The sequence below is a fragment of the Flagellimonas sp. S3867 genome (genome assembly GCF_014698935.1).
In the GTDB taxonomy this organism is placed as follows: Bacteria; Bacteroidota; Bacteroidia; order Flavobacteriales; family Flavobacteriaceae; genus Flagellimonas.
Map to the genome: position 1 here is coordinate 556,630 of NZ_JACVMN010000002.1, position 15,996 is coordinate 572,625.

Below are 15,996 nucleotides of genomic sequence, written 5' to 3' on the forward strand. Positions count from 1 at the left end.
CATCATGTTTAAAAATCACATTAAAATTGCTTTCCGTTTTTTTCTAAAAAACAAGCTTTTTACAGGAATCAATATTCTTGGGTTATCCATAGGGATAACCGCTTTTATGCTCTTGGCCCGTTACATCGCATTTGAAAAAAGCTATGATCAGTTTATACCACATATCGATGATCTATATCGTGTAACCCTTACCTCCAATTTAGGAGATAAGGGTTTTTACACTGTAGCTACCAACCATCCCGCAGTGGGTCCTGCCATGGAACGGGATTTTCCCGAAGTGGAAAGCTATGCTCGCATCGTGGATAAATCTATTGTTACATCCGGAACAATAATTCTATCCTATGAGAATGTAAATGGTGATTTAATAAAATTGGATGCCAATGACGACCACATTTGCTTTGCCGACAATGCTATTTTGGACATGTTTGACCTCCCTCTGCTACATGGTAATCCATCAAATGCGCTTGAAGAGCCCAATACCGTGGTTTTGACCAAGGAGATTGCAAAACGGTTCTTTGGAAATGAGGACCCCTTGGGCAAGATCATTAAAATTAACAATGGTTTTGAACTAAAGATAAATGGTGTATTTGACGACATACCATTAAACACGCATTTACCGCTAGGAATTGTAGTTTCCTACGCCACATTTCCAAGGGAAGGGGATTTTGACAATAGCTGGGTATGGCCCGAATTTTATAGTTATGTAAAGTTAAAGGCTGGTACAGAACCACAGGCAATCCAATCTAAGTTTCCTGCCTTTGTCCAAAACTACCTTAGTGATATCATGAACCAACATGGTTTCGAAGCACGTTTTGATCTTCAACCGGTAAAGGATATTCACTTAACATCCAACATCGACAAAGAGATTTCTGCCAACAACAGTCGAGGAACCTTGAATTTCTTGCTTATCGTTGCCGGTTTCATCATTGCTATAGCACTTATTAATTTCATTAATCTGTCCACAGCCAAATCCATGGAAAGAGCCAAGGAAGTTGGTCTAAAGAAAGTGGTGGGTGCCAATAAAAAGGCATTGGTTCAGCAATTTTTATATGAATCGCTCTTGATCAATTTTTTGGCCCTGCTCTTGGCTTTCCTCTTCATAAGCTTATTGATGTCCCCTTTTAATACCTTGGTAGGAATTGAGGTGTTGGACTTTTCAATGTGGGCCAAACGGGAGGTTTGGCTAACCGTCTTGGGTATATTTTTAGGCGGAGGAATTTTGGCGGGTCTCTATCCTGCTTTTGTCTTGTCCAATTTTATCCCTATCGAGGTGCTAAAGGGAAACTTCCATCATGGAGCTAAGGGCAACACCCTAAGGAAAGCCCTTGTTATTACTCAATTTGTTATTTCAATTGCGCTGATTGCGGGTACGTTTATAGTTTACAATCAGTTTTCTTATATGCAAAACCAGGATTTGGGATTTAAAGCGGACCAAAACTTGGTGATAAGCGCTCCTATCTATTCCGATTCTACCATGCAACATAAGATTACATCTTTCAAAAGGGAGTTGATGCAAAATCCAAAAATTGGAGGTGTAGCGTTATCGAATGAAATCCCAGGTAAACCCGTTTCCTGGAGTAATTTAATTCGGAAACCCCAAGATCTTAAGGAAACAGCATCCGCAGCAAAATATGTGAGCGTTGACCATGACTTTTTTAAAACGTATGGTGTTGCTTTGATTGCAGGAAGAGATTATAACAGGCAAGATGCCAATTTTTACAACGAGGAGGCCAACACCCAAAATTCGAAAACCAGTAGAGTAATCATTAATAGGTCCGCTGCTAAAATTTTAGGCTTTTCGGAACCAGAAGAGGCCATTAACAAGCGTATGATCTTTGAGTTAAGAACAGAGAGAAATGCAGAAATAATTGGCGTGGTCGAAGATTATCACCAACAATCGCTTCAGAATGCATACGAACCAATGGTCTTTCTTTATTTTGACTATTACAACGCCGATTATATCACCATAAATATTCTTGGTGGAAACAATGTAAAGGAGGCTATATCTGACATAGAAGCTTCATACAAAAGTTTCTTTCCCAATGATCTGCTCAAACATTTCTTCGTTGATGAATATTTCAACAAGCAATATCAGGCGGATCTAAAATTTGGAACCATTTGTTTGCTCTTTTCTATTTTGGCCATTTTTATTGCAGCTCTTGGTCTTTTTGGAATGGGATCCCATATGGCAATGCAAAAAATTAAGGAAATCAGTATGCGTAAAGTTTTGGGCGCCTCAGTTGGGCAAGCATTGATCATAATACCTAAAAAATTGTTGAGTCTGGTATTGATCTCAAGTGTTATTGCACTGCCCTTAATTTATTTTATTACCAAAAAATGGTTGGAGAATTATGCCTTTAAAATTGACATGGGGCTTTGGATGTTCCTTGTTCCGTTACTAGTGGTAATGCTCGTGGCTACATTGTCAATTTTGGCACAATCCCTAAAAGCTGCTTTGATCAATCCTGCTGAATCATTACGAACCGAATAATCAATCCTGCGCTGAACTTGTTTCAGCATCAAAAAACGAAGAATCATGCTAAAGAACTATATCAAAATTGCCTGGAGAAACCTCACAAAAAATAAGAGCTATACCATAATCAATATTGGTGGACTTGCATTAGGGATGGCGGTAGCGCTGATCATCGGGCTTTGGATTCAAGATGAACTTTCGCACGACGATTATTTTGAAAAGAAGGATGAGATTGCCCAGGTAATGCAATCCCAAACTTTTAATAATCTTACGGGAACTGGTCCTGCAATTCCACGCCCTTTGGAAATGGCTTTCCGAGAAAGCTATATGGATAATTTCAAACACTTGGCAATGTCTTCTTGGACCAATTCCCAGTACCTAAAATATAAGGATAACAGCATTTCCAGAGATGGCAACTTTATACAGAAAGATGCTCCAGAAATGCTGGACTTAAAAATTCTGAGCGGGGAAAAAGATGGGCTTAGGGAACTAAACTCCATTATGCTTGCGGAAAAAACAGCACAGGCATTATTTGGTAGTGAAGATCCCATTGGTAAGGTCATCAAAGTAAATAGCCAATATGATATGATGGTGACAGCTGTCTATGAGGATATCCCTTTTAATACTTCCTTTTATGACGCCCATTTTCTTATGCCTTGGGAAAAGTATGTAACCACTCAGGAGTGGGTTAATAACGCTGAGGATCAGTGGGGGAACAACTCCTTTCAGATGTTTGTTCAAATTGCCGAAAACACTTCCATGGAAAAAATTACGGCAGCCATAAAAGATGTAAAAAAGAACTTGAACGAAGATACCGAGGAATTTAATCCTCAATTATTCCTTCTTCCAATGAAGGATTGGTATTTACGGTCAAAATTTGAGAACGGGAAACGAGTTGGAGGCAGAATAAAATATGTTTGGCTGTTTGGGATTATTGGTGCATTTGTATTGCTTTTGGCTTGTATTAATTTTATGAACCTTAGTACAGCTAGATCGGAAAAAAGAGCTAAAGAAGTAGGAATTAGGAAATCAATAGGTTCACAAAGAAAGCAATTGATCAATCAGTTTTTGAGTGAATCTTTCCTTGTCGTTTTATTTGCTTTTACCATTGCTGTTTTTGTTGTTTTGTTGTCATTAAATGGCTTTAACGAATTAGCTCGCAAAGAAATCGAGTTTCCCTGGAGCAATCTTTCTTTTTGGCTCATGTCGCTTGTCTTCATATTACTGACCGCATTACTGGCAGGTAGCTATCCGGCCCTATATCTTTCTTCTTTTAGACCTGTTGATGTGTTAAAAGGCACTTTTAAGGCCGGAAAACATGCAGGAACTCCAAGAAAAATTCTAGTAGTTTTTCAATTTACAGTGTCTGTGGCCTTTATCATCGGAACTGTAATTGTAATGCAGCAGATAAATCATGCTAAAAACCGACCTATTGGTTATGACAGAGCAGGCTTAGTTCAAATTCCCACTTTCAGCCAAGATTTTTCAGGTAAATACGATTTGATTCGAAGTGAGTTTTTAGGTTCCGGCGCAGCCATTGAAATGTCAACCTCTAGCAGTCCAACCACTCGAATCTGGTCCAACAGAAGTGGCTTTATTTGGGATGGGAAACCGGAAGGGTTCCAAGAAGATTTGGCTTGGACGGCAGTTTCCACCGAATATGCTAAGTCTTTAAACCTAAAAATAGTGGCCGGAAGGGATTTTTCCAGGGAATTCGCCTCAGATTCCAATGCGGTGTTGTTAAATGAAACAGCGGTGAAATATATGGGCATAATAGACCCGGTCGGAAAATTTATCAAAGATGATTCTGATGAAGATCCTGAGGAGCCGCTCAAAATAATTGGAGTGGTTCAAGATATGATCGCACAATCACCTTATGAACCCGTAAAGCAAGGAATGTATGTTTTTGATAAATACGAAAACGCGAGTTATTACAATCTTCGGTTGAATCCCAAACAAAGTGCCCAGCAGAACATTGCAATTATAGAAAGGGTATTTAAAGAGCACTTTCCGAATATTCCATTTCAGTACGATTTTGTGGATGAACAATACGGCAAAAAATTTGCCGCCGAAGAAAGGATCGGTAGGTTGTCAGGAATTTTCACGGCGCTCGCCATACTGATAAGCTGTCTTGGACTCTTTGGACTTACCTCATTTGTTGCGGAACAACGCACCAAAGAAATTGGCGTTAGAAAAGTATTGGGTGCCTCTGTATTCAATGTTTGGAATATGCTTTCCAAAGATTTTCTGAAGCTCGTTGTTGTCTCTTGTTTTATCGCAGTTCCTATTGCATATTATGTTATGAATGGTTGGCTCCAAGAATACCCATATCGGGTAATTCTTGAATGGTGGATCTTTGCCCTTGCAATGATCGGTGCCATGTTGGTTACCGTAGTTACCGTGAGTTTCCAAGCTATAAGAGCGGCCAAGACCAATCCGGTAAAAAGTCTTCGAACGGAGTAATCTAAACCGAAAGAACAATGCTTAATCTATTTTTAAAAATCGCCACAAGATACTTGCTCAAAAACAAGCTGTATTCCTTTATCAACATTTTTGGTCTGGCCATTGGCATTGCCTCTTTCGTATTGATTATGCTCTATGTAAATTATGAGAAAAGCTATGACAAATTCGATGGTTCCGAAAATGTGTATCGGGTCTTTATGGATTATTTAGAAGGAGGTGAGTATGTTCCTGGGGATGCTAATGCATATATAGTAAGTGGCCCTACGTTAAAGGAGGAATTTCCTGAAATTGAGAGTTTTGTGCGGTTCAGACGAATTCGGAATTTAGTGGTAATGCACAATAATACCCCTTATGACGGTATTGTTGGGTCTTTGGCAGATTCCGAATACTTTGATGTTTTTGATCGCGGTTTGGTCAAAGGTGATCAAAGAACTGCGCTTAATGAGCCCTATTCTGTAGTGTTAAGTACAGCCATAGCACAAAAATTGTTTGGTGATGGAAATCCAATTGGACAGTCCATTAAAATTGCAGGTGATGATTCGGTGACTTTTACAATCACTGGAGTCATGGACAATTCCAATCGAAATACCCACATTAAAAATGATTTGCTTGTTTCCTTTAAAACATTTCACACTTGGAAAATATTTGAGAACGATTGGAAGTTCACTTGGAATCAAAATGAATACTACACTTACATAAAAGTTGCACCAAATACAGATGCAAAGTTGCTTAATCAAAAAGTAATGGCGTTTGTTCCTGAAGGGTTCGAGTTTAAGGAAAAGCACCATATGGAACCAATTGAAGACATTCACCTGCATTCTAATAAGCCTTATGAAGCTGAGGCAAATGGTAGTGCCAGTAGCGTAAAACTCCTAGCGATTATTGCTTTTATCACACTCGTTTTAAGTTGGATAAACTATATGAACCTATCCACCAGTAAATCCTTGGAGCGGGCTAAGGAAATTGGTATTCGTAAAGTAGTCGGAGCTAGAAGGCCTCAATTGATATGGCAATTTTTGTTGGAATCCGCTTTAATCAATTGCATAGCAATAATCTTGGCAATTATGGCTGTCTATATTTTGCTTCCCAGTTTTAATCGATTTATTGGGCAAAACTTAAGTTTTGCCACTGTGCCGCTAAAATCTCTAGCACCCTATTTTTTCATTTTGATAGCTGGAGTTTCCTTGGCTGCTTTTTACCCCGCGTTTGTATTGAGTAAATACAACCCGACCAAAGTTTTGAAAGGAAAGGTACAGACATCAAAAAACAGTCTCGATTTTAGAAAAGGCCTTATCGTTTGCCAATTTATAGCAACCATTGTGCTGCTAGTCGGCACCTTTGTGGCCAACAAGCAGATTAACTATTTAAAAAACCGGCCAATTGGTGCCGACCTCAATCAGGTAATAGCCTTGAATGGTCAGGTGTTAGACCGTGCATACGACTCCATATTCTATCAAGATTTTGACGTTCTGTTGGAGGAGATGAAAAGAAATCCATATATAGCGGATGCTACTAGTGCCCGCACTTATCCTGGCGATAATTTTTCCAACATGAATTCCAACCTCGGACTTACTTTTCCTGATGGACACACCGATGAAACACATATTTGGTATAACTATGGAGCTAGGCCTGATTATTTTAATTTGATGGGAATGAATTTTGTAGCAGGGGATACATTTCTGCAAACCACTGAAAAACGGAGTAACAATGTAGTGGTCAATGAAGAAATGGCTCGTTTTATGGGTATTATAGATATGGATGCCCTTGTTGGCAAAACCATTAAATTTTGGGGACAGGATTGGACCGTAAGTGGCATAGTTAAAGATTACAATCATCTTGGTATGAAGTCTGCTGTGGTTCCCACTATAATCAGGCACGATAGAAACACTCAGAATGTTCTTATAAAATTGGATGAAAAAGCCATTACCATGACTGGAGTGGATAAGGCTCTGGGCAAACTAGAACGTATTTGGCATCAGGTTTTTCCGGTTAGCACTTATAATTACACGTTTCTAGATCAGAAGTTCGAAGCACTGTTCAACGAGGACCGAAAGTTCGCTAAGGCTTTTCAGATATTTACCCTATTGGCCATCCTAATTGCCTCATTGGGGCTATTTGGATTGACCTCATACACCTGCATACAACGAAAAAAAGAAATTGGAGTTAGAAAAGTCAATGGAGCAACCATAACACAAATCTTGCAATTGCTGAATCAAGATTTTATAAAATGGGTAGGGCTGGCGTTTGTTGTTGCCATTCCTATTTCTTGGTTTGCAATGCACACATGGTTGGAGGGCTTTGCCTATAAAACAACTATAAGTTGGTGGGTTTTTGCTTTGGCAGGTTTCACTGCCCTTGCTATAGCACTACTAACAGTAAGTTGGCAGAGTTTTAAAGCCGCTACCACAAACCCTGTTGAATCGCTTAGAGATGAATAAGAGATTAAAAAAGAATCGCTATGCTTAAACACAACATATTGTTATTCTTACGAAACATTAAAAAAAACAAGGGAACATTCGTAATCAACACCTTGGGTTTGGGTATTGGCATTGCTTCTTTTTTAGTCCTATCCTTATATGTATACAAGGATGTCACCTACAACAGTTTCAATGAGAATTTGGCTAATATCTATAGGGTCCAGGAAAGGTATGAAGGTGGTGATGGGATTCAGACCAAAGGTCTGGTACTGCCCAAAATCATGGAGGAAATACCGGAAGTAACCAATGGAACACGAATTTTTGATTGGGATGGTTATAGGTTAAGCCATAACAATATAGCCTTCTACGAAAATATTTTTTATGTAGACAATGGCTTCTTTTCCATATTTAACTTCCCTTTTTTAGAAGGTTCCGCCAAAGGGGTTCTAGATGAAAAATACAGCGTGGTTATAAGCAAGCCATTGGCAGAAAAGTACTTTGGTACTACTTCCGCGGTGGGTAAACAATTTCAAGTAGGTTTTGATGATGTTTTTATGACCGTAAAAGGCGTTGTTGACATTCCCGAAAATTCATCTGTACAATTTGATATTGTTGCTTCCTATAAAACAGGGGAAGAACTCTCACCCTGGATCATCGACGTACATGATTGGTACAACACATTTTCTGAAACTTACGTTGTCCTACAAGAAGGTATTCGACCAAAAAACATCCAAGATAAACTTCAAAAAATTGTAGCAGAAAATTTTCTTCCCGTAGGAAAAAATACGGCAAAGCTTCATCTATTGCCTTTTGCAGACTATCACGCAACTATTGAATCCAATCAAACATTGATTATTATATTAGGGCTGATAGCATTGGGGATTATGGGTATTGCCCTTGTCAACTTCATCAATCTTTCCATTACAAATGCGCTTTCGAGAACAAGGGAAATAGGTGTAAAAAAAGTTCATGGGGCCAATAAAAATTCGCTGTTCAAACAAATCCTGACAGAGTCAATGCTGGTAAGTCTAGTTGCTCTGCTTTTTGGGATAGTACTCATGCATTTCCTACTACTACCATCCTTCAATACAATATTTGAGACCACTCTGATCTTTAAGTCATCAGAATTGACCTTTTTGATAATCGTATTGGTATCCATATGGTTAATCGTTGGTCTGGTTTCGGCTTTTGTTCCTTTCTTAATTTGGGCACGGGGAAAACTTATTGAAAATCTGCAAGGAAAAGTGCTTTCAAAAAACAAACCTTCATTCGCCAAATATTCATCCATAGTTATTCAATTTGTTATTGCCATTGTCTTGATTTCTGGAACTTTTTTGATACAAAAACAAGTCAATTTTATGATTGAAAAGGACCCAAATTTTGACAAAGAAAATGTTATTATCGCCCAAACAGATTATTGGCAGTTCAAGGACCTGGAAGCTGCCTCTAAAAATCTTCATATCCTTTCAAAGGAAATAGAAGCAAGTCCTTATGTAACATCAATTGGTTTTACGGGGAGCATTCCAGGGGATTATGATGAAAACTACAATTCATTTTATCCTGAAGGCAAAAGTGAGCTATCAATAATAAGCTTAAGAAAGTCCTACGTTGGTGAAAATTATCTTAAAACTCTCGGTATCCCAATTTTGAGCGGCCAAGGTTTTGATAAAAATTCTACATCACTGGAAAATACTGTGGTTTTAAACAAAACTGCCATGGACAAACTTGGTTTTAAAAGAGCGGAAGGACAAATTATCCGTGAAGGGTCCGCCAGTGGAAAACAGTATAAAATCATTGGTGTCATAGATGACTTCAGTTACCAAGGCGCACAACACAATAATCAACCATTGGCACATTTTTACTCTACCCAGAATAATCTTACGGATTGGGACTATTTAACAATTAAGACAGAAAAAGGAGCAAGCCTCCAAGTGCTCAATCTACTCCAAGAAAAGTGGAAGACGCTACTACCAGATGCTACCTTGACCTACTTCTTTTCTGATAACAAGCTTAATGCGTATTACAAAGAATACGAACGAGTAAACAAACTGATTACCTGGTTCTCCATTTTGGCAATAATTCTTTCTTGTATTGGCCTTTTTGCACTTTCGGCATACGCTATGGCCAAAAGAACCAAAGAAATAGGTATACGTAAAGTAAATGGTGCAACAATTGGTCAAATTATGACCCTGTTGAATACCGCTTTTATAAAATGGGTGCTTATTGCTTTTTTAATAGCAGTTCCAATTTCATGGTTTTCCATGACCAGATGGTTGGAAGGCTTTGCACACAAAACTTCAATAAGCTGGTGGGTGTTTGGAGTTGGAGGTTTTACAACTATGGTAATTGCATTGGCAACTGTGAGCTGGCAAAGCTTTAAAGCTGCTATGGCAAATCCAGTTGACGTTCTAAGGGACGAGTAATCCCGGCAATGATCGGGACATCAATCAAAAAATCAGAAATCATGTTAAAACACAACATCAAACTTTTTTTTAGGAGCATCAAAAGAAATGTAAGCTCTTTTTTGATCAATATTATTGGGTTGTCAACAGGATTGGCCTGTGCAATGTTCATTGCTCTTTGGGTAAGTGATGAGTTAGGAGTAGATAAATTTCATGAAAATCATGATCGTATTTATCAAGTAGCCGAAAATGTTGAGTTCAGCGATGGCATTCAAACAATGGTTGAATCTTCAGCCCCAATGGCCGAGTTTTTGGTGGCCCAAATGCCCGAAGTGGAATACGCATCGGCGGTGATTCTTCCCGGTTGGTTTGGCAAGCACACCTTATCGGTGGGTGATAATACACTCAAAGCTCAGGGGCAGCTCGTAAGTAAGGACTACTTCAATATATTTTCCTATGAGTTGATTCAAGGTGATAAGAACAAAATAATTGCCGATCCAAATGCTATCGTTATTTCCAAAGATTTGGCAATTAAGCTGTTTGGTACTACCAACAATGTTGTTGGTAAATCCATCCAGTATGAAAAAGACCGTCAATTTCAAGTTTCCGGAATTTTTAAAGGTGCTCCTTCCAATTCAACGGTTCAATTCGATTTTGCATTATCAGATAAGGCATATACTGATGAAGCCCCTTGGAACTCAATCAATACAGATACATGGAATAGTACGGGTCCTCAGGTATATGTGTTGTTGAAAGAGGGAGCCGATATAGAAGCGCTTAACTCCAAGGTAGCAAAAATCAGAAAAGAAAGAAATGAAAATGACCTCAGAACATCTGTCTTGATTCCATTTTCAGAGCATTATCTACATGGTACCTATAAAAACGGAAAACAGGTTGGGGGTCGGATAGAATATGTTGAGTTATTCTCAATGATAGCGATTTTGATTTTGATTATCGCATGCATCAATTTCATGAACTTGTCTACCGCAAGGGCATCAAAAAGATTAAAAGAGATAGGTGTAAAGAAAGCTGTTGGAGCTAAACGAAAAACGTTCCTGTTTCAGTTTCTTGGTGAGTCTGTTTTAATGTCGATTATGTCATTATTTGTTGCCCTTTTTATGGTAGCCTTGCTTCTTCCCCGATTTAATACTATTGTAGGGAAACAATTAGCATTATCGTTTGATTTTAATCTTGTTGTATTAACACTGGGCATCACCATAGTTACAGGCCTTTTGGCAGGTAGTTACCCCGCCATTTATCTTTCAGGATTCAATGCGGTTGCCGTCCTAAAGGGTAAACTTAATAGGTCTGTAGGGGAATTATGGACCAGAAAAGGATTGGTCGTTGTGCAGTTTGCCCTCTCCATCATTTTGATTGTTTCCGTTATTGTAGTCTACAATCAAATCCAATTTGCCCAAAACCAGAACTTAGGGTATAGCAAGGATAACATTGTCTATTTTAAGGCAGAAGGTAAGATTAAGGAACAATTGCCAACATTTTTAGCCGAACTGAAAAAATTACCCGGAATTAAAAATGCATCGGGCACTACCCATAGCATGATTGGACACAACTGGAGTACTTCTTTGGAATGGGAAGGAATGGATCCAGAAAATGAGATAGGCTTTCAGATTGTAGGTGTGGATTACGACTTTATTGAAACAATGGATATGCAAATAGTGGCTGGTCGTGGTTTTAATAGAGCTTATGGGGATAGTGTAGGAGTGATATTTAACGAAACTGCGATAAAAGCCATGGGGCTAGAAGATCCTATTGGTAAAATTGTAGAGCAAAGGATAGAAATAGTCGGAGTTGTTAAGGATTTTCATTTTAAATCGTTGCATGATAAAGTAGAACCTTTGTTCATGGCCATTATGCCACAAATAAACAAAGTAATGGTTCGAATTGAGGCAGGAAAAGAGAGAGATGCTATTGAAGAAATTAATGGGCTTTATCAGGCCTTTAATCCAGGGTTTCAATTCGAATACGAGTTTTTGGACGACAACTATAAAGCTCTTTATGCATCGGAACAGCGTGTCGCAACCCTATCAAAATATTTTGCGGGAATGGCCATCTTGATTTCTTGTTTGGGTCTTTTTGGTTTGGCCATGTTTACTGCCGAACGAAGAAAAAAAGAAATCAGTGTTCGAAAAGTTCTTGGACAAACTGTTGCAGAGGTTACGGTTATGCTTTCAAGTGATTTTGCCAAATTGGTGTTGGTTGCTATTCTAATTGCCCTACCCATTGCCTATCTAGTGGCAAATAATTGGCTTTCAGGTTTTGCCTATCATATTCCCCTAAAAGTTTGGTATTTTCTAGCTGCCGGGGCGACAGCCTTATTGGTGGCAATGTTAACCGTGGGGAGCCAAGCAATACAAGCGGCAAACAGAAACCCAGTAGATGGGTTGCGGGAGGAGTAATCCTATATCCTAAAAAGATAATAAAAATTAATACTTGTTACTAAATACTAAAATAATGCTACTACAATTAAATAATATTTTCAAATGGGTTAACTCGGGTGGCCAACGTATTTTTTTACTGAAAGATATTTCCTTAACCGTTGAGGAAGGAGAATTTATCTCCGTTATGGGACCTTCGGGTTCTGGAAAATCTACGCTGCTAAATGTAATAGGAATGCTGGATGGGTTTGATGAAGGAGAATATCATTTTTTGGATGAATCTGTCCATTCAATTAAGGAGAAACATAGAGCAAATTTGTATAAAGAATATATAGGTTTTGTGTTTCAATCGTATCATTTATTGGATGAACTTACTGTAAAGGAAAATCTGGAAATGCCCTTGCTCTATAAAAAATTTAAGGGGTCTGAAAGAAAAGCTATGGTCGCAGATATGCTCGACAGATTCAATATAGTGGGGAAAAAGGATCTCTTCCCAGCTCAACTAAGTGGAGGACAACAGCAACTTGTTGGTATCGCTAGGGCTTTGATTTCCAACCCCAAGTTAATTTTGGCCGATGAACCTACGGGAAATTTAAATTCGGCTCAGGGTGAAGAAATTATGGGCTTGTTTAAACAGCTTAACGATGAAGGTGTGACCATTATTCAAGTAACACATTCCGAAAAAAATGCTTCGCACGGTTCTAGAATTATCAATCTATTGGATGGAAGAATGATTTAGTCTGCTAGTTCTGCCAGTTCTTTACCTATTAAACTGCCCAAGGCAACACCCATACCCCCCAATCGAACTCCACAATACACATTGTTGGAAACCGGTTTAACAATGGGTGTTTTTTGGTGGCCAACACCCATGATTCCGCTCCATCGATGGTCTATTTCAACCTGTTGGTTTGGTAAAATTACGGTTTCAAGTAGCTGTTCCAGTTTGTTTTGGACAATTGATGTGCGACCAAATTTTGTGGTTTCCTCGGCTTTAAAATCAAGGTTTCGACCGCCACCAAACAAAATACGATCATCAATATTTCGGAAATAGTAGTAACCTTCATCGAGATGGAAAGTGCCTTTTATTTTCAGATTTTTTATGGGTTTGGTCACTAACACTTGAGCTCTTGCGGGAAGAACCGTTTCTTTTTTAAGCAATTTTGAAGCAAATCCGTTGGTGGCCACAAATGCTTTTTTACTCTTAAAGGAAAAAGCATCAGTTTGAATGGATACGCTGCCGTTTGAATCATTAAACTCTATTACCTCAACTGTATTTAAGATACGAACACCCTGTTTTAGTGCTTTCTGAAGCAGAGCATCCATGAGCATACCCGTGTTAAGCTGACCTTCAAGCGTATGGGTTATATAATTGTCAAAGATATTTTCAAAGCCAAAGCTATTCGCTGTTTTTTGAAATGGATTTTCTCCAAAGATTGGAGTCAACATTTGATTAAGCCTATCTATTCCATTAAGACAGCGCTCATACAATTCTCTATTGCTTATAAGAAAAAGTTCATGTCCGCCATACTGTTCAAAACCTATAGATTTATCGCCTAGAAGTTGGCGCGAAAGTTGAATTCCGTTCCACCGTTTTCTCACAAGCTCAAACACCTCTTCCTCCGTATGATCTTCAAGATCTGACAATAACTCTGAAATACTTCCAAAACAAGCAAATCCAGCATTTTTAGTGCTGGCACCTTGGGGTAACACGCCTTTTTCGAGTACCAAAACTTTGCTTTTGGGGTACTTTTCCTTTAGCTGTAAAGCGCAGTTTAGGCCAACAATACCGCTTCCAACAACAGTAAAGTCCACATCGGACAACCAAGTCTTGTATTCCCAATAGCTTAGTTCCATAAAACAAAAACCCCGACTTTCATCGGGGTTAATTTAATCTTGGTATTTTGGATCTATTTCAAAATCTTCCATAAACTTGGTGGTATAATTTCCAGCTAAATAGTCTGGATGTTCCATTAATTGTCTATGAAATGGTATCGTTGTTTTTACCCCTTCTATCACGAATTCGTCCAAGGCTCTTCGCATTTTGTTGATGGCCTCTTCCCTTGTTTGGGCAGTGGTGATCAACTTGGCAATCATAGAATCATAGTTCGGTGGAATTTTGTACCCGCTATAAACGTGCGTATCCAAACGAATTCCATGTCCTCCAGGAGTATGAAGCGTTGTAATGACACCCGGCGAGGGTCTAAAGTCGTTGTAAGGGTCCTCCGCATTGATTCTACACTCAATGGAATGCAGCTTGGGGAAATAATTTTTTCCTGAAATTGGAACTCCAGCCGCTACCAAAATCTGCTCACGAATCAAATCGTAATCAACAACTTGTTCGGTAATGGGGTGCTCAACCTGAATACGGGTGTTCATCTCCATGAAATAGAAATTTCGGTGTTTGTCCACCAAAAATTCCACGGTTCCCGCTCCTTCATACTTAATGAATTCTGCTGCCTTTACTGCTGCTTTTCCCATTTCTTCACGCAACTTGTCGGTCATAAATGGGGAAGGTGTTTCTTCCGTTAGCTTTTGGTGTCTACGCTGAACGGAACAGTCTCTTTCTGATAAGTGGCAAGCCTTTCCATATTGATCTCCAACAATTTGGATTTCAATATGACGGGGCTCCTCAATCAATTTTTCCATGTACATTCCGCCATTTCCAAAAGCAGCGGTCGCTTCTTGTACCGCACTTTCATAATGGCCTTCCATTTCATCTTCTGACCAAACCGCACGCATGCCTTTTCCCCCGCCTCCTGCGGTAGCCTTGATCATAACAGGATAACCCATTTTCTTGGCTATTTTCTTTGCTTCTGCTACATCTTTGAGCAAACCTTCTGATCCAGGGATGGTAGGTACTCCAGCTTTTTTCATGGTTTCCTTGGCCGTGGCCTTATCTCCCATTCTGTCAATCTGCTCACCAGAGGCACCTATAAACTTGATATCGTGTTCTTTACAAATCTTAGAAAACTTGGAGTTTTCTGAAAGAAATCCATATCCGGGGTGAATGCCGTCAGCATTTGTGATTTCTGCCGCGGCAATAATATTTGGTATTTTCAAATAGGATTCATGACTTGGTGCGGGTCCAATGCATACTGCTTCGTCTGCAAAACGGACATGAAGACTTTCTTCATCGGCTTTGGAATACACAGCCACGGTTTTGATACCCATTTCTTTACAGGTCCGAATGATTCGAAGTGCAATCTCTCCCCTATTTGCAATCAATATTTTTTTAAACATGCTTTTAGTTTAAGAGTTTATGGTTTAGTAATTTATCGTTTAAAAAACTTCTTCTAAACTTTAGACATTCTAAACTTCTAAACTTAAAATTAAGATGGGTCTACCAAAAACAAGGGTTGGTCAAATTCTACCGGAGAGGAGTCATCAACCAATACCTTTACGATTTTACCAGCAACCTCGGATTCAATATCATTGAAAAGTTTCATTGCCTCAATTACGCAAAGGACATCTCCAGGATTTATGGTACTTCCCACCTCAACAAATACCGGTTTATCCGGAGAAGGTTTTCTGTAGAAGGTTCCTATTATTGGGGATTTAATGGTAATATATTTTGAGTCGTCTGCTGTACTTGCAGAACTTTCTTCTTTGCCTGGAGCTGCTGATTCAACAGCTGCAGGGGCCTGGGCAACCGGAACTGCTGGTGCTTGCGCCATAGGAATTTGTTGTACAATGGTAGTTTCTGGTGTTGAGGGTGCACTTCCGGTGCGTATCGTTATTTTAATGTCCTCCATTTCCAGCTTTACCTCGCTAGCGCCAGATTTGGCGACAAACTTGATCAAACTTTGAATTTCCTTAATGTCCATGGAATATGATTTAGTCAGTTA

General features: G+C 39.1%; 9 protein-coding genes. 6 read left to right on the plus strand and 3 right to left on the minus strand.

Features of this window, described 5'->3' with window-relative positions:
• Window positions 1–4: 4 nt before the first annotated feature.
• The 6 genes from IAG46_RS10245 to IAG46_RS10270 are packed head-to-tail and all read left to right on the plus strand — an operon-like array spanning window position 5 to window position 12,890.
• Window positions 5–2,491 carry an ABC transporter permease gene (locus IAG46_RS10245; protein WP_190810260.1) on the plus strand — a complete coding sequence of 829 codons (2,487 nt, stop codon included), beginning with the start codon at window positions 5–7 and terminating at the stop codon, window positions 2,489–2,491.
• A 45-nt stretch (window positions 2,492–2,536) separates the two neighbouring features.
• Entirely contained in the window at window positions 2,537–4,936 is a 2,400-nt protein-coding gene (locus IAG46_RS10250; protein WP_190810261.1) for an ABC transporter permease, read from the plus strand.
• Window positions 4,937–4,953: 17 nt separating this feature from the next.
• The gene (locus IAG46_RS10255) at window positions 4,954–7,374 is read left to right on the plus strand and encodes an ABC transporter permease (RefSeq protein WP_190810262.1); all 2,421 of its coding nucleotides are present in this window, start codon (window positions 4,954–4,956) and stop codon (window positions 7,372–7,374) included.
• A 20-nt stretch (window positions 7,375–7,394) separates the two neighbouring features.
• Entirely contained in the window at window positions 7,395–9,776 is a 2,382-nt protein-coding gene (locus IAG46_RS10260; RefSeq protein WP_190810263.1) for an ABC transporter permease, read from the plus strand.
• A 41-nt stretch (window positions 9,777–9,817) separates the two neighbouring features.
• The gene (locus tag IAG46_RS10265; RefSeq protein ID WP_190810264.1) at window positions 9,818–12,172 is read left to right on the plus strand and encodes an ABC transporter permease; all 2,355 of its coding nucleotides are present in this window, start codon (window positions 9,818–9,820) and stop codon (window positions 12,170–12,172) included.
• Window positions 12,173–12,227: 55 nt separating this feature from the next.
• Complete coding sequence (locus IAG46_RS10270; protein ID WP_190810265.1) at window positions 12,228–12,890, plus strand: ABC transporter ATP-binding protein; 663 nt, start codon at window positions 12,228–12,230, stop codon at window positions 12,888–12,890.
• On the opposite strand, the gene IAG46_RS10275 is transcribed toward IAG46_RS10270, so the two are convergent.
• From IAG46_RS10275 to accB, 3 genes are all read right to left on the minus strand, one after another.
• Window positions 12,887–14,005: an FAD-binding oxidoreductase gene (locus IAG46_RS10275; protein ID WP_190810266.1), complete on the minus strand. Its 1,119-nt coding sequence runs from the start codon at window positions 14,003–14,005 to the stop codon at window positions 12,887–12,889. The genes IAG46_RS10270 and IAG46_RS10275 overlap by 4 nt on opposite strands.
• 33 nt (window positions 14,006–14,038) lie before the next feature.
• Entirely contained in the window at window positions 14,039–15,391 is a 1,353-nt protein-coding gene (gene accC, locus IAG46_RS10280; protein ID WP_190810267.1) for an acetyl-CoA carboxylase biotin carboxylase subunit, read from the minus strand.
• Between the two features lie 89 nt (window positions 15,392–15,480).
• Window positions 15,481–15,975 (minus strand): acetyl-CoA carboxylase biotin carboxyl carrier protein, encoded by a 495-nt coding sequence (gene accB, locus IAG46_RS10285; protein WP_190810268.1) that lies wholly within the window; start codon window positions 15,973–15,975, stop codon window positions 15,481–15,483.
• Between the last annotated feature and the right edge of the window lie 21 nt (window positions 15,976–15,996).

Excerpts from the sequence above, each read along its gene's own strand:
- IAG46_RS10260 (WP_190810263.1), top strand. The coding sequence starts at position 7,395 with ATGCTTAAACACAACATATTGTTATTCTTACGAAACATTAAAAAAAAC.
- IAG46_RS10275 (WP_190810266.1), bottom strand. The coding sequence starts at position 14,005 with ATGGAACTAAGCTATTGGGAATACAAGACTTGGTTGTCCGATGTGGAC.
- IAG46_RS10250 (WP_190810261.1), top strand. The coding sequence starts at position 2,537 with ATGCTAAAGAACTATATCAAAATTGCCTGGAGAAACCTCACAAAAAAT.
- accC (WP_190810267.1), bottom strand. The coding sequence starts at position 15,391 with ATGTTTAAAAAAATATTGATTGCAAATAGGGGAGAGATTGCACTTCGA.
- accB (WP_190810268.1), bottom strand. The coding sequence starts at position 15,975 with ATGGACATTAAGGAAATTCAAAGTTTGATCAAGTTTGTCGCCAAATCT.
- IAG46_RS10270 (WP_190810265.1), top strand. The coding sequence starts at position 12,228 with ATGCTACTACAATTAAATAATATTTTCAAATGGGTTAACTCGGGTGGC.
- IAG46_RS10255 (WP_190810262.1), top strand. The coding sequence starts at position 4,954 with ATGCTTAATCTATTTTTAAAAATCGCCACAAGATACTTGCTCAAAAAC.
- IAG46_RS10265 (WP_190810264.1), top strand. The coding sequence starts at position 9,818 with ATGTTAAAACACAACATCAAACTTTTTTTTAGGAGCATCAAAAGAAAT.
- IAG46_RS10245 (WP_190810260.1), top strand. The coding sequence starts at position 5 with ATGTTTAAAAATCACATTAAAATTGCTTTCCGTTTTTTTCTAAAAAAC.